Origin of the sequence: Cryobacterium sp. PH31-AA6 (assembly GCF_030063195.1) — a bacterium.
Lineage (GTDB): Bacteria > Actinomycetota > Actinomycetes > Actinomycetales > Microbacteriaceae > Cryobacterium.
Genome location: NZ_JASISS010000030.1, coordinates 1 through 20,734, shown reverse-complemented (window position 1 = coordinate 20,734; position 20,734 = coordinate 1). Strand labels below are relative to the sequence as shown.

General features: G+C 70.0%; 19 protein-coding genes and 1 riboswitch. Of the genes, 8 read left to right on the top strand and 11 right to left on the bottom strand.

Annotation, left to right across the window (positions count from 1 at the left end; genetic code table 11):
• Nucleotides 1-43: 43 nt before the first annotated feature.
• The 8 genes from rbsD to QMG61_RS15295 all read right to left on the bottom strand — a co-directional run bounded on the left by rbsD (nt 44) and on the right by QMG61_RS15295 (nt 8,557).
• On the bottom strand, nt 44-427 hold the full coding sequence (gene rbsD / locus QMG61_RS15330; RefSeq protein ID WP_283495204.1) for a D-ribose pyranase: 384 nt from the start codon (nt 425-427) through the stop codon (nt 44-46).
• Nucleotides 424-1,347 carry a ribokinase gene (locus QMG61_RS15325; protein ID WP_283495203.1) on the bottom strand — a complete coding sequence of 308 codons (924 nt, stop codon included), beginning with the start codon at nt 1,345-1,347 and terminating at the stop codon, nt 424-426. The genes rbsD and QMG61_RS15325 overlap by 4 nt, the downstream gene beginning before the upstream one ends.
• Nucleotides 1,344-2,288, bottom strand: coding sequence for a substrate-binding domain-containing protein (locus tag QMG61_RS15320; RefSeq protein ID WP_283495202.1), 945 nt, complete (start codon nt 2,286-2,288; stop codon nt 1,344-1,346). Before QMG61_RS15320 ends, QMG61_RS15325 begins: the two co-directional genes overlap by 4 nt.
• Nucleotides 2,289-2,344: 56 nt before the next feature.
• On the bottom strand, nt 2,345-3,316 hold the full coding sequence (locus QMG61_RS15315; RefSeq protein ID WP_283495201.1) for an ABC transporter permease: 972 nt from the start codon (nt 3,314-3,316) through the stop codon (nt 2,345-2,347).
• 18 nt (nt 3,317-3,334) lie between these two features.
• Nucleotides 3,335-4,849 carry a sugar ABC transporter ATP-binding protein gene (locus tag QMG61_RS15310; RefSeq protein WP_283495200.1) on the bottom strand — a complete coding sequence of 505 codons (1,515 nt, stop codon included), beginning with the start codon at nt 4,847-4,849 and terminating at the stop codon, nt 3,335-3,337.
• A 1-nt stretch (nt 4,850) separates the two neighbouring features.
• A complete protein-coding gene (locus tag QMG61_RS15305; RefSeq protein ID WP_283495199.1) occupies nt 4,851-5,933 on the bottom strand; it encodes a LacI family DNA-binding transcriptional regulator in 1,083 nt (360 codons plus the stop codon).
• Nucleotides 5,934-5,996: 63 nt separating this feature from the next.
• A complete protein-coding gene (locus QMG61_RS15300; protein WP_283495198.1) occupies nt 5,997-7,532 on the bottom strand; it encodes a diguanylate cyclase domain-containing protein in 1,536 nt (511 codons plus the stop codon).
• Between the two features lie 14 nt (nt 7,533-7,546).
• A riboswitch (cyclic di-GMP riboswitch) is annotated at nt 7,547-7,620 on the bottom strand.
• 163 nt (nt 7,621-7,783) lie between these two features.
• Nucleotides 7,784-8,557, bottom strand: a complete 774-nt coding sequence (locus tag QMG61_RS15295) for an SDR family NAD(P)-dependent oxidoreductase (protein ID WP_283495197.1) — start codon at nt 8,555-8,557, stop codon at nt 7,784-7,786.
• Between the two features lie 120 nt (nt 8,558-8,677).
• Between QMG61_RS15295 and QMG61_RS15290 the strand changes: the two genes are divergently transcribed.
• The gene (locus tag QMG61_RS15290; RefSeq protein ID WP_283495196.1) at nt 8,678-9,433 is read left to right on the top strand and encodes a 2,3-bisphosphoglycerate-dependent phosphoglycerate mutase; all 756 of its coding nucleotides are present in this window, start codon (nt 8,678-8,680) and stop codon (nt 9,431-9,433) included.
• Between the two features lie 34 nt (nt 9,434-9,467).
• Here QMG61_RS15290 and QMG61_RS15285 read toward each other — a convergent pair whose 3' ends face one another.
• Nucleotides 9,468-9,977 (bottom strand): DinB family protein, encoded by a 510-nt coding sequence (locus tag QMG61_RS15285; RefSeq protein WP_283495195.1) that lies wholly within the window; start codon nt 9,975-9,977, stop codon nt 9,468-9,470.
• Nucleotides 9,978-10,036: 59 nt separating this feature from the next.
• On the bottom strand, nt 10,037-10,990 hold the full coding sequence (locus QMG61_RS15280) for an aggregation-promoting factor C-terminal-like domain-containing protein (protein ID WP_283495194.1): 954 nt from the start codon (nt 10,988-10,990) through the stop codon (nt 10,037-10,039).
• A 216-nt stretch (nt 10,991-11,206) separates the two neighbouring features.
• Between QMG61_RS15280 and QMG61_RS15275 the strand changes: the two genes are divergently transcribed.
• From QMG61_RS15275 to QMG61_RS15245, 7 genes are all read left to right on the top strand, one after another.
• Complete coding sequence (locus QMG61_RS15275) at nt 11,207-12,199, top strand: LLM class F420-dependent oxidoreductase (protein WP_283495193.1); 993 nt, start codon at nt 11,207-11,209, stop codon at nt 12,197-12,199.
• A 25-nt stretch (nt 12,200-12,224) separates the two neighbouring features.
• The gene (locus QMG61_RS15270) at nt 12,225-13,412 is read left to right on the top strand and encodes a methyltransferase (protein ID WP_283495192.1); all 1,188 of its coding nucleotides are present in this window, start codon (nt 12,225-12,227) and stop codon (nt 13,410-13,412) included.
• Nucleotides 13,413-13,655: 243 nt separating this feature from the next.
• Complete coding sequence (locus tag QMG61_RS15265) at nt 13,656-15,032, top strand: DUF6421 family protein (protein WP_283495191.1); 1,377 nt, start codon at nt 13,656-13,658, stop codon at nt 15,030-15,032.
• The gene (locus tag QMG61_RS15260; protein ID WP_283495190.1) at nt 15,025-15,810 is read left to right on the top strand and encodes an SDR family NAD(P)-dependent oxidoreductase; all 786 of its coding nucleotides are present in this window, start codon (nt 15,025-15,027) and stop codon (nt 15,808-15,810) included. Before QMG61_RS15265 ends, QMG61_RS15260 begins: the two co-directional genes overlap by 8 nt.
• A gap of 77 nt (nt 15,811-15,887) precedes the next feature.
• Entirely contained in the window at nt 15,888-16,973 is a 1,086-nt protein-coding gene (locus QMG61_RS15255; protein WP_502847051.1) for a threonine aldolase family protein, read from the top strand.
• Nucleotides 16,973-18,664: a long-chain-fatty-acid--CoA ligase gene (locus QMG61_RS15250; protein WP_283495188.1), complete on the top strand. Its 1,692-nt coding sequence runs from the start codon at nt 16,973-16,975 to the stop codon at nt 18,662-18,664. The genes QMG61_RS15255 and QMG61_RS15250 overlap by 1 nt, the downstream gene beginning before the upstream one ends.
• Before the next feature lie 188 nt (nt 18,665-18,852).
• A complete protein-coding gene (locus QMG61_RS15245) occupies nt 18,853-19,446 on the top strand; it encodes a nitroreductase family protein (protein ID WP_283495187.1) in 594 nt (197 codons plus the stop codon).
• Nucleotides 19,447-19,570: 124 nt separating this feature from the next.
• Here the strand turns inward: QMG61_RS15245 and QMG61_RS15240 are convergent, their stop codons facing one another.
• On the bottom strand, nt 19,571-20,617 hold the full coding sequence (locus QMG61_RS15240) for a zinc-dependent alcohol dehydrogenase family protein (protein ID WP_283495186.1): 1,047 nt from the start codon (nt 20,615-20,617) through the stop codon (nt 19,571-19,573).
• Nucleotides 20,618-20,734: the final 117 nt, after the last annotated feature.

Genomic DNA, 20,734 nt, shown 5'->3' with positions numbered 1-20,734 from the left:
CCCCACCCCGGCCCCCGAGGCCGGGCGAGACCCGAGCTCAGCGTCAGAACGAGACGCCGCAGACGAGGGCCGCGTTGGCGTACGGGGTGGCCTCGCCGGTGCGGATGAACAGCTTCGCCGAGGCGGAGAGGTCCTTCAGCTCCTCGTGGCCGATGTACTCGATCTCATCGAACCGGGCGCTCAGCCAGGCGCCGGCCGGAGCCGTCTGAGCCTCCTCGGCCGCTATGCAGTGCTGGAAGACCAGCTCCCCGAGGAGCGCATCGAGAACCTGTTCGAACCGTGGAACGCCGTGCACGAGCGCCAGGTCGATCACCGGCACGCCCCGCGGAATCGGCATGCCGCAATCCGCGAGCAACACCACGTCGGTGTGTCCGAGCCGGGCGATGGCGCCGGAGAGTTCGGCGTTCAGGATGCCGCCGCGCTTCATGCGAGCACCTCCGGCAGCGCGTCGGCCAGGGTCGGATACGACGTCTGGGTGCCGCGACCGCGCACCGCGAAGGCGCCGACGCGAACCGCGAAGCGGGCCGAGTCCAGCAGAGACGCACCGGCCGCCAGCCTGGCGCTCAGTGCTCCGACGAACGCGTCGCCGGCCCCGGAGGAATCCACCGCTGACACCACCGGCGAGGGCACGTCGGTCGTGCCGTCCGCATCGGAGCAGATCGCCCCCTTCGCGCCGCGGGTGAGTACGACGGATGCCACGCCCCACTCGCGCAGGCGGACCACCAGGTCCGCATCCTCAGCGGGGACGACCGCGCCCGGGTCGACCTGGGCGAGAACGAGGGCGGCCTCGTGCTCGTTCACTACGAGGGGATCGGCGCACCGGATCGTCTCGGCGTCGACGGGGATGACCGGCGCCAGGTTCAGCACCACCCGTCCGGTCGCGAGGCGGACCGCGGTTTCGATGCCGGCTGCCGGAATCTCCCCCTGCAGCACGACCACCGCGGCCGCGGCGATGACGTCCGCGCTGGCCGTGACGGCATCCGCGCCCATCAGCGCGTTCGCGCCGGGGATGACCACGATGGTGTTCTCCCCGTCGTCGGCCACGGTCACCAGGGCGAGGCCGGTCGGGCCGTCGACGGCGTGTACCGCCGACAGCCCGACGCCCGCCCGGGTGAGGATCGCGGTGGCGACCTCGGCCTGGGCGTCCCGGCCGATGGCGCCGACCATCTGCACGGTGGCACCCAGCTGGGCTGCGGCGACCGCCTGGTTGGCGCCCTTGCCGCCGGGAAGGAACTCCATCGAGGTCCCGATCAGGGTTTCACCGGGTAGCGGGTGCCGTTCGATGGTGATCAACTGGTCGACGTTGATTGATCCGACGACGACCACTGATGTTGTGGATGGGCTCACTTGGTGAAGTCGCCCACGTTCGTCTTCGTGACCGAGACAACCTCGACGGGGACGGTCTTCTCGATCTTCGTACCCTTGATGGCCTTGACGGCGAGTTCGACCGCGAGGCGGCCGAGTTCGGCCGGCTGCTGCGCGATGGTGGCGACGAGGGTGCCGGCCTCGATGGCGGCGAGGCCGTCGGAGGTGCCGTCGAAGCCGACGACCATGACGTCCTGGCCGGCGCGGGCGCCGAGGGCCTGGACGGCGCCGAGGGCCATTTCATCGTTCTCGGCGAACAGGCCGGTGACCTCCGGGTGCGCCTGCATCAGGTTCGTGGTCACGTCCAGCGCGGCGGCGCGGTCGAAGTTCGCGGTCTGCTTGGCGACGACGGTGATGTTCGGGTACGCCTTCATGCCCTCCTCGAACCCGGCGCCGCGGTCACGGCTGGCCGAGGTGCCCGACACGCCCTGCAGGGCGATGACGCTGCCCGTTTCGCCCATCGACTTGGCGAGCTCGTCGGCGGCCTGGCGTCCGCCGGCGACGTTGTCGCTCGCGACCAGGGACGCGAGCTCGGCTCCGTTGACGGTGCGGTCGACGGCGATGACGGGGATACCGGCCTTGCCCAGCGCCTTGACGGCCGAGGCCGCAGCATCCGAGTCGACCGGGTTGACGATGACGGCCTTGGTCGCGCCGGCGGCCGCGGTGGCCAGCTGGTTCGCCTGGGTGGCCGAGTCGTTCTGGGCGTCGACGATGTTCAGCTGCACGCCGGCGGCCTCGGCGGCCGCCTGGGCGCCGTCACGCAGTTCGACGAAGAACGGGTTGTTCAGGGTGGAGATGGCCATCACGATCTTGGTGCCGCTGGCCGCATCTCCGCCGCCACGACCGCAGGCGGTCGTCCCGGCGAGGATCAGTGCCGCGGTGGCGGTCAGTGCGGCGATCTTGCGAAATGAGGAGGACTTCATTGTTTTTCCTTTGTTGGTGGAGCGGGGAGGTCGGGGGCGGTCTGGGAGGGCGCGGGTCAGCCGTTGCGGGTCTTGCGGCGCAGCACGTCGACGCCGACGGCAAGGGCGATCACGAGGCCGATGACGACCTGCTGCCAGAACGACGTGACGTTGAGCAGGTTGAGTCCGTTGCGGATCACCACGAGCACCAGCGCGCCGACGAGCGTGCCGGAGATCTTGCCGAGCCCGCCGGAGAGCGAGGCGCCGCCGATGACGACCGCGGCGATCGCGTCGAGCTCGTACCCGGCCGCGGCCTGGGGCTGGGCGGAGTCGAGGCGCCCGGCGAGCAGCAGTCCGGCGAGCCCCGCGAAGAGTCCGGCGAGCGCGAACACGGTGACGAGGATGCGCTTGACCGGCAGTCCGGACAGGCGCGCCGCCTCGGCGTTGCCGCCGACGGCGTACATCGAACGCCCGATGACGGTGCGGTTGAGCACGAACGACGCGACCAGCGCCGCAACCAGGAGCACGACGATGGGCATCGGCACGGGGCCCAGGTTCCCGCCGAGGAAGGAGACCTCGGCCGGGGTGCTGATCGGCCGGCCGTCGGAGATGACCAGGGTCAGGCCGCGGGCGACGCTGAGCATGGCGAGGGTGGCGATGAAGCTGGGCAGCTTGCCGTAGGCGTTGGCAAGGCCGTTGACCATGCCGGCGAGCAGCCCGGCGACGAGGCCGCCGACGAGGGCGAGCCAGCCCGGCAGCCCGGCACTGACGAAGAGCCAGCTCGACACCATCGCCGCCAGGGCGGCGACGGCACCGACCGACAGGTCGATCCCGCCGGCGACGATGACGAACGTCATGCCGAAGGCCAGCACGGCCACGGTGGAGACCTGGATGCCGATGTTGAGCAGATTCTGGCCGGTCAGGAAGTCGGGGGTCGCGATGAAGAGCGCGATGCAGAGCACCACGAGGCCGACCAGGGCGCCGTTGTTGGCGAGGAACTTCTTGTAGTCGAAGCCGCGCCGCACGGCGGGCAGGGTTGTCGTTGACATGCGTGGATCCCTTTTCTTTCAGTTCTCGTCGGCGACATCGCGGGCGGCGAGTGTCATTACTGCGTCTTGGGTGGCCTCGGCCGCGGTGAGTTCGCCTGCGAGCAGGCCATCGCGCATCACGAGGATGCGATCGCTCATCCCGAGGATCTCGGGCAGTTCGCTGGAGACCATGACGATCGCACCGCCGGCCGCGGTGATCGCGTTCATCAGCTCGTAGATCTCGACCTTCGCGCCGACGTCGACGCCGCGGGTGGGCTCGTCGAGCAGGAGCACGGTGGAGGCGGCGATGATCCAGCGGCCGAAGACGGCCTTCTGCTGGTTGCCCCCGGAGAGGGCGCCGATCGCCTGGTCGATGGTGTGCATCCGGATGCGCAGTTTCGTCGCGACGGCCTGCGCCCGGCTGCGCTGACCGGCGAAGTCCGCCAGGCCGAGCTTGGCGGTGGAGGCAAGGGTGGCGTAGCCGAGGTTGTCGTTGACCGAGGCGTCGAGCACGAGGCCCTGGCCCTTGCGGTCTTCGGGCACGTGGCCGATCCCGGCCTTGATCGCCGCCTTGATGTTGGCCTTGGGCAGCGCCCGGCCGCGCACGGTGACGGTCCCCGAGTCGTAGTGGTCCGCACCCGCAATCGCGCGGATCAGTTCGGTGCGGCCCGCGCCGACCAGGCCGGCGATGCCGACCACCTCTCCGGCGCGCACGGTGAAGTTGATGTCGGTGAACCGGCCACTCGAGCTGAGGTGCTCGACCGCGAGAATCTCTGCTGTCTCGGTCGTCTCGGCGGCGCCGCCCGCGTTGCGGGGGTACTGCTCCTCGATGCTCCGGCCGACCATCAGCCTGACCAGTTCGTCCTCCGGCGTGGACGCGGGGACCTCGGCGACGAACTCGCCGTCCCGAAGCACCGTGACGGTGTCGCCGACCTCGGCGATCTCGTCGAGGTGGTGGCTGATGAAGAGCATTCCGACGCCGCGGCTTCGCAGGTCGGCCATCACGGCGAACAGGCTCTCCGTCTCGTGCCGGGTCAGAGCCGCGGTCGGTTCGTCGAGGATGAGGATGCGGGCGTTGATGCTGAGCGCCTTGGCGATCTCCACGAGCTGCTGGCGGGCGATGCCGAGCTCCCCGACCAGGGTGTCGACGTCGACGTCGAGGCCGATCAGGGCGAGAGCCGCTCGTGCGCGGTTCCGCATGGCGCTGCGGTCGACCATGCCGTGCTTGGTCGGCATCCGCCCCAGCATGACGTTCTCGGCGATGCTCATCGTGGGAACCAGGTTGAGTTCCTGGTGGATCGTGGCGATGCCGAGTGCTTCGGCGGCGCGGGTGGTGGGCAGGGTCACCGTGTTGCCGTCGACGACGATTCGGCCCGCGTCCGGCTGGTAGACGCCGGCCATCATCTTGATCAGGGTGGATTTGCCCGCGCCGTTCTCGCCGAGCAGCACCTGCACCTTCCCGGCGTAGACGCTCACGGTGACGTCCTTGATGACCGTGACCGGGCCGAACGTCTTGCCCACGTTCTGCAGGGTGACGAGTGGTTGTTCGCTCATGTCAGTTCGTCCTTTGGCTGGTGACGGATGCGGGTGAGGTGGGGTTCGAGGAGGAGGAGGCGCGCACGATCAGTTCGCTGGGCAGCACCACCGATTCCGGTTGGGCCCCGTCGATGACCTGGAGCAGCATGTCCACGGCGATCCGGCCCATGTCCTCCACGCTGTGTGTGATGACGCTCAGCGCGGGGTTGAGCAGGGCGAACCACTCGATATCGTCGAAGGCGATCAGCGCGATGTCGGTGCCGATCCGGCGCCCGAGTTTGTGCAGGATGGCAATGGCGCCGACCGCCATCAGGCTGTCCGCGGCGAGCAGCGCGGTCGGCGGGTGGTTCAGCTGCAGGAGGGCGTGTACGCCGGCCGATCCGCTGGCCGCCTGGTAGTCGCCGAAGTAGACCAGCTCGGGATCCTGGCTGAGGCCGCTGTCGGCCACCGCACGGGTGAACGCGGCAAATCGGTCCCGACCGGTCGAGGTGGCCTGCGGCCCGGAGATGTAGCCGATCCGGGTGTGCCCGGCCGCGGCGAGGTGTTGGACCGCCTGGCGGATGCCGGCCTCGCTGTCGGTGGTCACGCTCGGGATGTCGAGCCCGTCGACGGTGCGGTCGACGAAGACTGTGGGGATCTCCCGGGTGATCAGCTGGCGGATGCTGCCGCTGCCGTCGCCGAGCGGGGCGACGATGATGCCGTCCACCCGGCGGGAGATGAGGGTGTCGAGGTAGCGGTCCTGCTGCTCCTTGCGCTCATTGGCGTTGCCGAGCAGGGTCACGTAGCCGGCCGCGAGAGCCGCCTGCTCCACGGTGTGGGCCAGGTCGGCGAAGAAAGGGTTGCGCACATCGGAGACGAGGAGACCGATCGAGTCCGACCGGGTGGAGCGCAGGGCGCGCGCCTGGGCGTTGGGCCGGTAGTCCAGCTCCGTGACCGCGGCGGCGACGCTGGCCCGGGCATCGGGCGAGGTGGCCGGGTGGCCGGAGAGCACCCGCGAGGCCGTCGCCACCGAGACGCCGGCGAGCGCCGCCACGTCCTTGATTGTGATTGTGCTCGCAGCCACCGGTGTCACCTCATCGTGTTGGTATGGAATCGTTTCCATGGAAACGATTCCATACTACGACGCGAACTGAGCATCCGTCAACCCGGGCCACCCCTGGCCGGATCAGACGTGAATGGTGTGGTACCGGTCCGCGCCCAGGAGGCCGGGCGCGAAGGCCTCGACGCGGCCCTTGCCCTTGGCCTTGGCGGCATACATGGCCACGTCGGCCTGGTGCACGAGCTCGTCGATGGTGACTCCGGCCACGGGCGTCGCGATGCCGATGCTGGCGCCGACCCGCATCGAGTCCGCGCCGACCAGGAACGGCTCCGCCACGGCGTCGACGATGCGCTGGGCGATCCGGGTGGCCTCGGCCAGGCCGGCGCCGTGCAGGAGCACGGCGAATTCGTCGCCGCCGAGCCGGGCGCAGATGTCGGTCGGGCGCACGCATTCGCGCAGGCGGGCGGCCAGCTCGATCAGCACCACATCACCGGCCCGGTGCCCGAGCTCGTCGTTGACGTCCTTGAAATCGTCCAGGTCGAGGAAGAGCACCTGGAGTCCGGCGCCTTCCGTTCCGACCAGGAGGCTCTCGGACAGCTCCGCGAGCAGCGAGGCGCGGTTGTGCAGCCCGGTCAGCGAGTCGGTACGCGCTTGCGCGGAGAGCGCCTCGTGCGCCTGGCTGTTGCGCACTGCGAGCGCGACCTGGCCGATCAGGCCTCGCACGGAGAGGATCGCATCGGTCGGGACCTTGCCCGGCGCGCCGACGAGCAGCCAACTGCGTTCTTCCTGCCCCTCGAAGTTCAGGCACTCCCACATCAGGGGCGCGCCGACCGCGGCGTTCAGCGGTGCCGGGTCGAGGATGCGGGCGACGGATGTCCCCGGCCGCGAATACAGGACCTCCCCGGTAAGCCGTCCGGGGACGTTCTGGAAGTTCCCGGTCGTTCCCTCCACCCGCAGGGTGCGACCGTCCGGAACGAGCAGCACCAGGCGGAGTCCCGGCGTCGCCGCACAGAACTCCGCCGCCGCCGTCCAGGCCAGGGCGAGGATCGCGGACGTGTTCGTGGCGCCGAGCAGCTGGGATCCGGTGGCGGCAAGCACGCGGTCGCGTCCCATGCTCTGGTCCCTGGCGATCAGGGACTTGCCCAACTGGCGGGCGATCAACACGGTGAAGAACATCGTGGGCAGGAGTCCGAGCACGGCCCCGGCACCGGTCCCGATCGGCTCTTCCCGCACCAGTGGCCACACCACGAAGAGCGAGCCGAGGACGGCGGAGTACACGCTGACCCGCAGGAGCGCCCGCGCTCCGGAGCCGTAGAGCGAACGGAACCAGAGCGCCCCGAACATGACCATGACCACCGAAGAGGCCTTCGGTGAGGCCAGGGCGAAGGCCATCAGGGCAAGCGCGTCGATCAGGTCGGCGGCGAGCAGGGTGCGCCGGCGGAGGAATCCGGTCGAGAGGGAGCCGACCAGGGCGGTGGCCGCGAAGAGTCCCAGGGCCAGCAGCCCGCCGCGTGCCGTGAGCAGCATGCCGGGAAGCGCGAGGATGACGGAGACGACGGCGAGCCAGAGGAATAGCCAGCGGGTGCTCTCCGAAATGCCCGCGGGTCGGGTGAATATTCCCGAACCGGTGCGGACGGCAGGGCCATCGGTCGCTGTGTTCATCGAGCCGCTCCTTTCCCGGTGGGCCGGCTGACCATGAGGTCCCGTGCCTTTGCGACCCCGCCTCGCGACGGGTGTGCCTTGCCTCCGGTCGACGCTGGAGGCTCGCCCGGGGGTTCACCTTCAACGTAGGGGAGAACCGGCCCGGTGTCCTCATAAAGGAGGACCCCAGTTCGGGGCACGGCGTCGCCGAGATCGGTTGAGTTGCGGAAGAAACACGCTCACCCTCGAGACGAAGGTGCTTCGTCCGCAACTCAGCGGCGGAACGGGGCCGCGAGGGTGCGGAGGGCGCTGGATACGGCCACGGTCCAGGGCATCAGGAGGAGCGGCCGACCGGCCAGCATGGCGCGCCAGACCTGGTCCACAACGTGTTCCGGCGTCAGTGCGGGCGTGAGTGAGCGGGCCAGTGCACCCTCGAACAGGCCGGCCGTCGTGTTGGCGGGGCAGACGGTGGTGACCTTCACCTGGCCGTGTCCCTCCTGAACCAGTTCACGGCGGAGGGACTCGCTCCACTCGATCATGGCGGCCTTGGAGGCGGCGTAGACGCTCATCCGCGGGCTGGAGCGCATCCCGTCGGTCGCCGCGATGTTGACGATGCGGGACTCGCGACCGACGCCGCCGATCATCGCGGGAAGGAACTCTCGGGTGATGTACATGGGGGCGAGGGCGTTGATCTGCATGGTGCGACGAGTGTCGTCGCCGTTGTCGTGGTCCCAGAAGAAGGCGTCCCGCACGATGCCCGCATTGTTCACGACGATGTCGGGGTCGCCAACCTCGGTGCGCACCCGCTGGGCCGCCTGGGCGATCGCGCCCAGGTCTCCGATGTCCACGACGTACGGCGAGACCCGGGTGCGGCCATCCGCACGCTCGTTCAGGATGGCTGCGGTGGCGGCCAGGGCGGCCGGGTCGCGGTCCCAGAGAATGACGGCCTCCGCTCCCTCAGCCACCGCCCGCTCGGCGTAGAGCCGGCCCATGCCCACGGCGGCGCCGGTGATCAGCACGCGGGCTCCGGATACGGTTCGAGTCATTGCTCCATCATCCCAAGAGTTTGACCGATAGCCTGAACTCGACCTTGGACGGCCCAGGACGGCCGCGCATCCGGCAGGCCCGGCCCGCGGCATCCGCAATGGAGAACAGGCTGGTGACCCGTGCCAGAGACCGGCATCCTGGCCTTGCTCCGGCACGGCGAGAGCACCGCGAACGCGGCCGGGCTCTTCACCGGGGTTCTGGATGCGCCCCTGTCGGTACGCGGGATCGGCGAGGCGCACACCGCGGCCACCCTGCTCATCGAGGCCGGCATCGCGCCGCACGCCGTGTTCACCTCTGAACTGCACCGGGCCCGGCAGACCACGGAGATCGTGACCGCGGACCTCAACGTCACCCCGGCCTCCTTCGCCACGGACTGGCGACTGAACGAACGCAACTACGGCGCCCTGACCGGCCGGTCCAAGGACGATGTCCGGGCGGAGTTCGGTCAGAACCAGTTCCTGGCCTGGCGCCGCTCGGTGCACACCGCGCCGCCCCCACTCGGCGACGCCGCGTTCGCCGCGCTGCGGGAGTCCGACCTCTTCCGACGGCTCCCCGCGGCGGCGCTCACCCGCACGGAAGCCCTGAGCGAGGTGATGACCCGGGTCGCGCGGTTCCACGCCGAACACGTGGAACCCCGGCTCGCGGCCGGGCAGACCGTGCTCGTCGTCGCCCACGGCAATTCCCTGCGCGCGCTCTGCGCCGTGCTCGACGGGCTCGATGACCACGCAATCCACCGGCTGAACGTGCCGACCGGGCATCCGCTGGTCTACCGATTCGGCGCCGCCCTGTCCCCCGTGCCGCGCGGCGGCCGCTACCTGGATGCGGTGGGTGCCCAAGCCGCCACGATCGCCCTGGCCGGGGACGGCGGGACCTGACTGCGCGGGAGCGGCTCGGCCGGGCGCCTGCGGCCTACTCGCCGACGCTGCCGTCGATGGCCTCGCGGAGCAGGTCGGCGTGCCCGTTGTGGCGTGCCGTCTCCTCGATCAGGTGGGTGAGGATCCAACGCAGGCTCCAGCGCTCGCCCGCCCGGCTCGTCCCGACGGACAAGGTCGACAGGTCGACCCCGGCGACGGTCTCCCGGCTGCGCTCACAGGCCGCACGGTAGAGCTCCCGGAGCGCCTCCGGGTCGTCCTCCGCGGCGGTGCGGAACTCCCAGTCCGGGTCGTCGTCCCAGGAGACGCTCGCCCAGGGTTCCTGCTCCGGTCGGCCGAGGAACCGCACCTGGATCCAGTAGTTCTCGACCAGGGCGAGGTGCTTGAGCAGGCCGCCCAGGGTCAGCGTGGAGGGCGGGAGGGGCCGGCTCAGGTCCGGGGCCCCCAGGCCCTCGGCCTTGCCGAGCAGCGTCGCCCGCTGATAGTCGAGGAACTGCGCGAGCGTCGTCGACTCATCGGCGGCGGGATTCGGGTCGATGCGGTCCATGGCGCCATGATCTCACGCTCTGCGGCACCGGTCCACGGGTGGCTGCCGCACCCTGCGGTTCAGTACCAGTTCACGGCCTGCGAGTGCGACCAGGCCGAACACGGCGTTCCGTAGCCGCGGCTGATGTAGTCGAGGCCCCACGTGATCTGGGTGCTCGCATTCGTCTTCCAATCCGACCCGGCCGTGGCCATCTTGCTGCCGGGGAGCGCCTGCGGGATGCCGGTGGCGCCGCTGCTCGCGTTGAGGGCGGTGTAGGACCAGCCCGACTCCTTGGCCCAGAGCTGCGAGAGACAGGAGAACTGCGCCTCACCCCAGCCGTGCTGCGAGGCGGCGAGGGCCCGGGCGGTGGCGCGGGCGCCGTCCGGGGTATTGGCAGCCGCGAGCGCCGTCGCCGCGGCCTCCGCCGCCGCCGCAGCCTCCGCCGCCGCGGCCCGGTCCGCCTCGTCCGCCGCCGCCTGCGCCGTGGCCGAGGCCGTGAGGGTCCGGTCGGTCAGTGAGATGACGGCGTCGAGGTCGAGGGCCCGGTAGTTCGAGAGGGAGGTGACGGATGCCGCCAGCGGGCCGACATCGACCTTGTCCCTGGTCGAGGCCATCACCACGGTGGCGGCCCGGAGGGTGTTCTTGGCGCGACCGTCGGCGTGCGCCTTCGCGGTCTGCGGGTAGACGCCCAGCTGGTCCGCCTGACGGCCCGTGCTGCTGGTGAGTTCGGCGGTCGCCGCGATCCTCGCGTTGCTGGCCTGGTTGGTCTGGGCCGCCCCGGCGGCGCCGACGATCAGTCCGGTGAGTGCGAGGGCGGCCGTGACCGAGGTGACCGCGCTGCGGGTGCGCTTGCGCCGGGCGGCGAGCGCCTTGCGGGAGGTCGTCTGGGGCAGGTCACCCAGCGGCGGGCGCGGAGCCGGCCCCGGATGACGGGGTCGACCCGGAGCGCCAAACCGGCCGAGAGTGCGGGTCGGGCCGAGCAGGTGGGACAGGCGGGCAAGCGGGCGCAGAAACAGACTGAGAATGGGAATCATGGCTTCCGGGTGGCGGCGCCGGTGGGCAGACATGCCCGGGTGCCGGGTGGGGAACCCGGCACCGGAGCGGCGAGCGGGCGAAGTCATGTAGTCTGCACGGCGCTTCTGGACAAATCCTCATTTTTACCTGTGTAACCCATGCACGCGCATGGGAACCCCGGGTGACCTACCCGCCCCGCCGCGTACTCCCCCGTGGTCTGCGCCTAGGCTCGAGCTATGCGATTCGGACTATTTGTACCCCAGGGCTGGCGTCACGATCTGGTCGGGATCGACCCGGCCGAGCAATGGGCCGCGATGAGCGGCCTCGCCGCGCACGCCGACGCCGGCGATTGGGAATCGATCTGGGTCTACGACCACTTCCACACCGTCCCGGTGCCGAGTGCGGAGGCCACCCACGAGGCCTGGACCCTGATGAGTGCGTTCGCCGCCACGACGAAGCGGGTGCGGCTCGGCCAGATGTGCACCTGCATGAGCTACCGCAATCCCGCCTACCTGGCCAAGGTTGCCGCGACCATCGACATCATCTCCGGCGGACGCGTCGAGATGGGCATCGGCGCCGGCTGGTACGAGCACGAGTGGCGCGCCTACGGTTACGGGTTCCCCCGCGCCGGCGAGCGCCTCGCCCGGCTCGAGGAGGGCGTCGAGATCATGAAGCAGGCCTGGACCACCGGCTCGGCCACCCTCGACGGCAAGCACTACCAGGTGGAGGGCGCGATCGTGCGGCCGCTCCCGTTGCAGGAGGGCGGCATCCCCGTCTGGATCGCCGGCGGCGGCGAGAAGGTCACGCTGCGCATCGCGGCGCAGTATGCCGACTATACGAACTTCGACGGCTCCCCCGAGGGGTTCAGCCACAAGAGCGCCCTGCTCGAGGAACACTGCCGAGTGCTGGGCACGGACTTCGGTGCGATCACCCGGTCCGCCAACTACAACACCGTTATCGCGGCGACCGAGGCCGAGGTGGCCGATCGTCTCGACGTGATCGAGGCGCGGGTCACGCCGCACCTCGGCGCCGAGGGCGCGGCGGGCTTCATGGCCGAGTACCGCAGCGGGCAGGCGCAGGGGGTCGGCACGCCCGAGCAGGTCGTCGAGCGGCTGAACGGCATGAAGGAGCGGGGCCTCGGCTACGCCATCCACTACTTCCCCGAGGCCGCCTACGACCGGTCGGGCATCGAGCTGTTCGAGCGCGAGGTCATGCCGGCGCTGCGCTAGCGGCCCGAGCACGAGGATGCCCGCCATGAACGAAACGAAATCTCCGTCCGGCGCGACCGGGCAACCGACGCCCACCCGGGCAACCTGGGTCGAGGCCGGCGAGCCCCGGTCCGCGCCCTGGCACTCGGAGAGCGGCTGGGCGCCGCCGAAACGCATCGTCATCGCCGACGACACCCTCACCGCGGATGCCGCCTACCGCCTCGCGAAGGCCGGCACCGGGATGCTCTGGCGCGGCGACTACCACAACGCCCGCCAACTGCTGCAGGCCCTCGCCCGTCGGGTCGACCGTGGCAGGCACGCTCCGGCGACCGACCTCGCCGCAGCCTTCCGCCGCCACCGCACCGAGGCCCTTCGCCGAGCGCGGCTGCTCGGACTGCTGCTCGTGCCCCTGGAGGCCGACTACACGGTCCCGCTCCGCCGGGCACCCGACCTGCGCCAGGCCTGCGCCGAGACCTACGGCCCGGCCGGCGAAGCATCGGTCACCTCCCTGCGGGAACTGATCGGCCTGGTCGGCGCGCACGAGTGGCGCATCAACGGCGTCGAGGTGCCCGCGCTGGGCGCGCGCATCCACCCGCACTACGGAGTCTTCTCGCCCGTGCGCGGCGAATACCTCGACCTGGCCGCGACGGCACCGCTACCCGCCGGCGCCGAGGGCCCGCAAGGCACCGCGTTCGACATCGGCACGGGCACCGGCGTGCTCTCAGCGATCCTGGCGCGCCGCGGCATCCGTCGCGTCGTCGGCACCGACCAGGAGCCGCGCGCCCTCGCCTGCGCGCGGGAGAACATCGGCCGGCTCGGCCTGACCGGCCAGGTCAAGATTGTCGAGGCCGACCTGTTCCCGCCCGGCCGCGCCGGCCTGGTCGTCTGCAATCCGCCGTGGATCCCCGCCGCGGCCGTGACCGCCACCGATTTCGCGGTCTACGACCCCGACAGCCGGATGCTGCGCGGCTTCCTCTCCGGGCTGGCCGCCCACCTCGAACCGGCCGGCGAGGGCTGGCTCATCCTCTCCGACATCGCCGAGCACCTCGGGCTGCGGTCCCGCAGCGAGTTGCTCGACCTGATCGAAGACGCCGGGCTCGAGGTCGTCGCCCGCCTGGACACCAAACCGGTTCACCGCCGCGCGACCGACACGGCCGACCCGCTCTACCTGGCCCGGTCGAAGGAGATGACCTCACTCTGGCGGCTGCGAGCGACGGGTGCCGCCGGCAGCTGAGTCGCGGTGGCCCGACCGGGCATCCGACCCACGGAAAGAGCCCGATCCGGATGCGTCGGCGGGGCGAACGCAGCAACCTCGGCCTGAACGCTCGAATTCGGCGGGGCCGGCCGGTCTTTCCGGCGATTCCTTGCGGGAAGTCGCAAGAAAACGCCGGGGTCGTCCCGATACGCTGGACCGTGGCGCTGAAGCCGGCGCCGTCACCCCGCCGCAACCGCGGCATCCACAGGACGGGAGGTTCCCATGTCGAATTATGTTGCCAACGCACTGGTCGGTGAGCCCGAGGTTCTCGAGGATGTCGCCGTCTCCGCCGCGTGGCTCCGGCTCAAGGCTGCCGCCACCGAGTTGCAGGCCCTGCAGATCAAGAACGGCTCGGTCCCCGAAACCGGCGCGCACGCGGCCGCCGCGACCCTCGTCGAGACCATCACCGAGGCCATCGACGAGCTCGCCCCGCGGTTCCCGCACGACGCCGACTATCTCGCGGCGCTCACCCGGGACTTCGCCCGCTGGGCTCGGGACGGCTTCGCCGAGCCCGACTTCTTCGATGCGCTGATGGCCTTCCAGCCGCAGCTGCACCGGGTCGACGGCCTGCGCCACCTCGTGGTGTTCCCGATGTACACCCAGAACGGCAGCACGAACCGTCTCGTCGAGGCCGTGCTGATCGAGGTCATCTGGCCGGAGTTCATCGACGAGCTCGAGCAGGAATACACGAACAAGCTGTTCGTTCCGATCCGGTTCCTCGACTTCACGCCCGGTTACGACACCAACTCCGCGGTGCTGTTCCCAGAGACCGTCGCGATGCGTGAGATCCCGACGTTCACCTGGGGGGCGATCTTCGCCGACCGCGAGGCCGCCCGTTTCCGCCGGGTCGTGCGCGCGGCGGCCGAGATCACCCGTCTCGACCTGCCCGAGGATGCGGCACTCCTGCTCGACGACCAGGGCCTCACCGAGGAAATGTTCGTCATGTGGGACCTCATCCACGACCGCACGCACATGCGCGGCGACCTTCCGTTCGACCCGTTCATGATCAAGCAGCGGATGCCGTTCTTCCTCTATTCCCTCGAGGAGCTCCGCTGCGACCTGACCGCGTTCCGCGAATCGGTCACCATCGAACGCGACGAGAAGGCCAGTCCCGAGGCGCGCAAGCACGCGAAGCTCGTGCAGTACGGCGTGATCTTTGATCGGATCTTCCGCTTCTCGATCACCGGCAGTCGCGTGCGCAACTACGACGGTCTCGGCGGCCAGCTGCTCTTCGCGTGGATGCACCAGCATCACGTGCTGCACTGGACCGACACGGCGCTCACCTTCGATTGGGACGCCGTTCCCGACGTGGTCATCGCCCTGGGTGCCCAGATCGACGATCTGTACTGGGCGTCGATCGACCGACCGAAGAAGGCGCACTGGCTGGCCGCCTACGACATGATCGCCAGGACGCTGACGCCCAACCCGGCGTCGGCGTGGGCTCGCGGTCTGCCGCTGGACGTGCTCGCCGGCCCGCCGAAGGGCTACACCGACCTGGTCATGGACGACGAATTCCCGCTGTCCATGTTCTTCGAGGCGCTGGACAAGAAGATGAAGTCCGTGATCGAGTCGACGGCCGGAATCACCGGGCGTGACTGACCCGATGCACGACACCGAGCGGCCGGCGTCCGACGCCGGCCGCACGGTCCGGGCCGCCGGCGACCCTGTCGACGGCGCTGAGGGGACTGACCCCAACGACGCTGGGGCCGACGCCGACGGCAGCACCGTCGCCGGACACGTCGTGCTCATCGCGGGCGCGACCAGCGCGGCCGGTCTCGCCGTGGCCTCGGCCCTCGCGAAGGCGGGCGCCGGCGTGGTCGCCGTCGGCTCGAACACCGAGCGGCTCCGGGAGCTGCGGCTCGCGGTGCCCACCGCAGTGACCTACCGGTGCGACCTGGCCGACTTCGCGGCCGTCACGACCCTCGCCGCGGTGGTGCACGCCGAGCACGGTCCGATCGACGGCCTCATCCACCTGGTCGGCGGATGGCGCGGCGGCGGCGGCCTGGCCGGTCAGAGCGACGCGGATTGGGACATCCTCCACCGCAGCATCGTGACGACCCTGCGAAACACCACCCGCGCCTTCAACGACGACCTGCTCGTGTCCCCGGCCGGTCGCCTCGCGATCGTGTCGTCGGTCTCGGTCGACAAGCCGGCTCCCGGCGGGGCGAACTACGCCGCGGCCAAGGCCGCCGCCGAAACCTGGACCCGTGCCGTCGGCCAGGGCTTCGCCAAGGCGGGCGGAACCGCCGCGGCCGTGATCTTCGTCGTGCGGGCACTGGAGGGGCTCGAAACCGAGTTGGCCACCGGCGTGACCGGCCTGTGGGAGCAGCCCGCAGCATCCATCAACAACACCCGGGTCCGCCTCGCATCCAGCTGAGAAGTCGCACGCCTCGCCTGACTCCACGGGTGCGGCCGCGCGCCGGTCCGACCACCCGCAGAACCCGAAGGGCACGGATGCGAGAAGATAGAGGGGTGACTCAACTCCATGACCTCTCCTCGCGCGGTTTCGCGTCCGACAACTATTCCGGCGTGCACCCCGAGATCCTCGCGGCGATCGGCGCGGCGAACGGTGCCCACCAGATCGCCTACGGCGAAGACGTCTACACGGCCAGGCTGCAGCAGGTCTTCACCGAGCACTTCGGCGAGGGCGTCGAAGCCTTCCCCGTCTTCAACGGCACCGGCGCGAACGTGATCGGGCTGCAGTCGATGCTGCCGCGCTGGGGCGCCGTGGTCTGCGCGTCGACCGCACACATCAACTCCGACGAGGCTGGGGCGCCCGAGAAGGTCGCCGGCATCAAGCTGCTCACCGTGGACACCCCCGACGGCAAGCTCACCCCGGAACTGATCGACCGGCAGGCGTGGGGCTGGGGAGACGAGCACCGTGCCCAGCCGCTCGTCGTGTCGATTACCCAGACCACCGAGCTCGGCACCGCCTACACGGCCCAGGAGGTGCGGGCCATCGCCGACCACGCGCACGCGCACGGCATGACGCTGCACATGGACGGCGCCAGGCTCTCCAACGCCGCGGCCTCGCTCGGCCTGCCGTTTCGCGCCTTCACGCGCGACGCCGGCGTGGACGTGCTCAGTTTCGGCGGCACCAAGAACGGCATGATGTACGGCGAGTGCATCGTGGTGCTCAACCCGGAGGCATCCGCCGGCCTCATCTACCTGCGCAAGCTGAACATGCAGCTGGCCTCGAAAATGCGCTTCATCTCGGCCCAGCTGATCGCGCTCCTCTCGAACGACCTCTGGCTGCGAAACGCCGGCCACGCCAACGCGATGGCCGCGCGCCTGCGTGCCGCCCTCGAGAGCGGCGTTGCCGACGGCTCGATCCAGGGGGTCGGCTTCAGCCAGGCCACCCAGTCGAACGCCGTGTTCGCGGTCATTCCCGACGGGGTCGCCGACCGCCTGCGCGAGTCGTTCCGTTTCTATGACTGGGATGCGGCCCGGAACGAGGTTCGCTGGATGTGCGGCTTCGACACGACCGAAGAGGACATCGACGCGTTCGTCGTCGCCCTCAAGGAGGAGCTGAGCGTCTGATGAACGCCTTCGCGAACAAGCCCTGGCTCGGTTCCTACGCCCCCGGCGTGCCGTCGACCATTACCGAGCCGACCGAGACCCTCGTCGACATGATCGAGAAGTCTGTGCGGCGGTTCGCGGACGAGGTGGCGCTGGACTTCTTCGGCGCCACGACCAGCTACGCCCAACTCGGCGATCAGATCTCCCGTGTGGCCAACGGGCTGCTCCGGCTCGGCGTGAAGCCGGGCGACCGGGTGGCGCTCGTGCTGCCGAACTGCCCCCAGCACGTGGTGGCCTTCTACGCCGTTCTCCGGCTCGGCGCGATCGTGGTCGAGCACAACCCGCTCTACACCGAACGGGAGCTTCGGCACCAGTTCGAGGACCACGGTGCGACCGTCGCCGTGGTCTGGGACAAGGTCTACCGGACCGTGAGCGATTTCCCCGCGGACATGGGGCTGCGCACCGTGATCGCCGTCGACCTGACGGATGCCATGCCCCTCGGCAAGCGCCTGGCGCTGCGGTTGCCCGTCGGCAAGGCCCGGGCCGCCCGGAGTGCCCTCACCGTCGACTCCCTGCCGAAGGGCGCGATGGAATGGTCGTCCCTGGTCGGGTCGCGCAAGCTCCGCCACAACCACCCGCGGCCGCAGATCGGCGATACGGCCGCCCTCCAGTACACCAGCGGCACCACCGGCAGCCCCAAGGGCGCCATCCTCAGCCACTTCAACCTGCGCGCGAACGCCCTCCAGGGCGAGGCGTGGGTTCCCGGCCTGCGGGCAGGCGAGGAGGTCTTCTACGCGGTGCTGCCGATGTTCCACGCCTACGGTCTCACCCTGTGCCTGACCTTTGCGATGGCCACCGGGGCGCGGCTGGTGCTCTTCCCCAAGTTCGACGAGGGGCTGCTGCTGGACGCGGCCCGGCGCACTCCGCCGACCTTCATGCCCGCGGTTCCGCCGATCTACGATCGGCTGGTCAACGCGGCCGCGGAACGCCAGGTGAGCCTGCGCAGCATCCGCTTCGCCATTTCGGGCGCGATGAGCCTGCCGGTCTCGATCGTCGAACGCTGGGAGGCCGCGACCGGCGGTCTGCTGGTCGAGGGTTACGGCATGACGGAGGCCTCCCCGATCGCTGTCGGCAACCCGATGGGTCCGAGCCGGCGGCCCGGCACCGTCGGCGTGCCGTTCCCGAGCACCGAGATTCGCGTGATCGACCCGGCCGACCCGTCGATCGACCGAGGCGTCGAGGAGGAAGGCGAGCTGCTCATCCGCGGCCCGCAGGTGTTCTCCGGGTACTGGGACCAGCCGAGCGAGAGCGCGAAGGTGCTCATCGAGGGCGGCTGGCTGCGCACGGGCGACATCGTGCGTGTCTCCGCCGACGGTTTCATCACGGTTGTCGACCGGATCAAGGAACTGATCATCACCGGCGGCTTCAACGTCTCGCCGTCTGAGGTGGAGGCTGCGCTGCTCTCGCATCCGGACATCGCCGACGCGGCCGTCGTGGGCCTGCCGAGCACGAAGGGCGGCGAAGACGTTGTCGCCGCGGTCGTGCTCGCCGCCGGGACCACGCTCGACGTCGAGGCCGTGCGCTCCTATTGCCGCACCCGGCTCTCCGCGTACAAGGTCCCCCGCCAGATCATCGCGGTCGACGAACTGCCGCGTTCGCTGGTCGGCAAGGTGCTCCGCCGCGAGGTGCGCGCCGCCCTGTCGGCGCCCTAACCCGAGCGCCCCGTCCCGCTCTTTCCGCGAGAGTGCAGTTTTCGCCCCTTCACGCATCGCGAGGGGGCCAAAACTGCACTTTCGCGGAAACTAAATGCATTCGCATGGAATATTGCGGTGACGGATGCGTTGGATCAACCGGGTCGACGAGGCCCCGACCCCCCCCCCTCCAATCGAAAGCGGGCACCATGACCCTGATCACTGACACCATTAGCCGCGCGGCCGACACCACCTCGCCCATCCTTCCCGTCCTCTCGGACCGGTGGAGCCCCCGCGGCTTTGACCCGACCGCCGTCATCGACGAAGCCACCCTCACGACCGTGCTCGAGGCGGCCCGCTGGGCGCCGTCCGCCAGCAACCTGCAGCCGGCGCGCTTCATCCTCGCCCGCCGCGGCTCCGAGAGCTTCGCAAAGATCCACGCCACCCTGATGGGCTTCAACAGGGCGTGGGCGGATGCCGCATCCGTCTTGATCGTCAACGTCGCCACCCTGCCCATCGACGCCGATCGCGAGAACCCCTGGGCGCGCTATGACCTGGGCCAGGCGGTCGCCCACCTGACGATTCAGGCGCAGCACGAGGGTCTGCACACCCACCAGCTCGGCGGTTTCGATGCCGCGGCCCTCGCTGAGGCCTTCGGCCTGACCGGCGATCAGGCGGTCGTCTCCGTCACTGTGCTCGGCGTGCTCGGCGATGTCGCAGCGCTCTCACCGGAACTCTTCGAACGCGAGTCGGCGCCGCGCACCCGCAAGCCCCTCACCGAGCTCCTCCTCGTCAACGACTAACCTCCCGACGGCCCTCCCGCGGGAGTTCTTCGCCGCGAGAGTGCAAAATCGGCCCCTTCACGCGCAGTGAAGGGGCCGATGTTGCACTCTCGCGGCCGAGGGGCGGGGACGAGGGGCGGGCGAACTAGGGGCGGAGAAGCACCTTGATCGCGCGGCGCTCGTCCATGGCTGCGTAGGCCTCAGCGACATCCGTCAGCGGCAGTTCCAGGTCGAAGACCCGGCCCGGGTTGATCGCGCCGGACAGCACCTCGGGCAGCAGCTCTTCGACGTAGCCGCGGACGGAGGCGACGCCGCCGTTGAGGCCCACGTTGCGGCCGAACAGCGGACGCACCTCGATCGGGCCACCCGTGGGCACGCCGACGTAGCCGACCATCCCGCCGGGTCGGGCCGAGGCGATGGCCTGCTCCATCGATTCCTTCGTACCGACGCACTCGAGCACGCAGTCCGCGCCGATGCCGTCGAAGATCTCATGGACACGGGCGACACCCGCATCTCCGCGCTCTTCGACGATGTCGGTCGCCCCGAATTCACGAGCCACGGCCTGCCGTTCCGGGTTGCGCGACATCGCCACGATCCGGGACGCGCCGAGGCGCTTGGCGGCGATGATGGCACACAGGCCGACCGCTCCGTCACCGACGACCACGACGGTGCTGCCCTGGGTGACGCCGGCGGAGAGTGCCGCGTGGTGGCCGGTGCCCATGACGTCAGCGAGAGTCAGCAGGCCGGGAACCTGGGAGTCTTCCGGCATGCCGGGAGTCGCGACGAGCGAGCCATCGGCGTGCGGCACGCGCACGCGTTCGCCCTGGGCGCCATCGGCGAAGCCGCCGAGCTTGTCGTCCGAGCCCCACCAGCCGCCGTTGAGGCAGGAGGTGCTCACGCCGTTGCGGCAGTTGATGCAGGTGTTGTCGCAGTCGTAAAAGGGGGCAATGACGAAGTCGCCGACCTTGATCTTCGTGACGTCGGTACCGATCTCCTCGACGACGCCGACGAATTCGTGGCCGATCCGGTGGGGTTCCTCCGTCGGCTGCACGCCGCGGTACGGCCACAGGTCAGAGCCGCAGACGCACGCCGCGACGACACGCACGATGGCGTCACCGCCGGTCGACAGAATCGGGTCAGGAACTTCTTCGAGTCGGATGTCCCGCTCGCCATAAATCACAGTTGCACGCATCCCCCGAGCATATGCGTCGCTTCCTGAGCGTCACCCGCCCATCCCCCACGTTTCGCTCGCCGCGAAAGTGCAGTTTTCGCCCCCTCCGCCGGGCCATGGGGGCGAAAAGTGCACTTT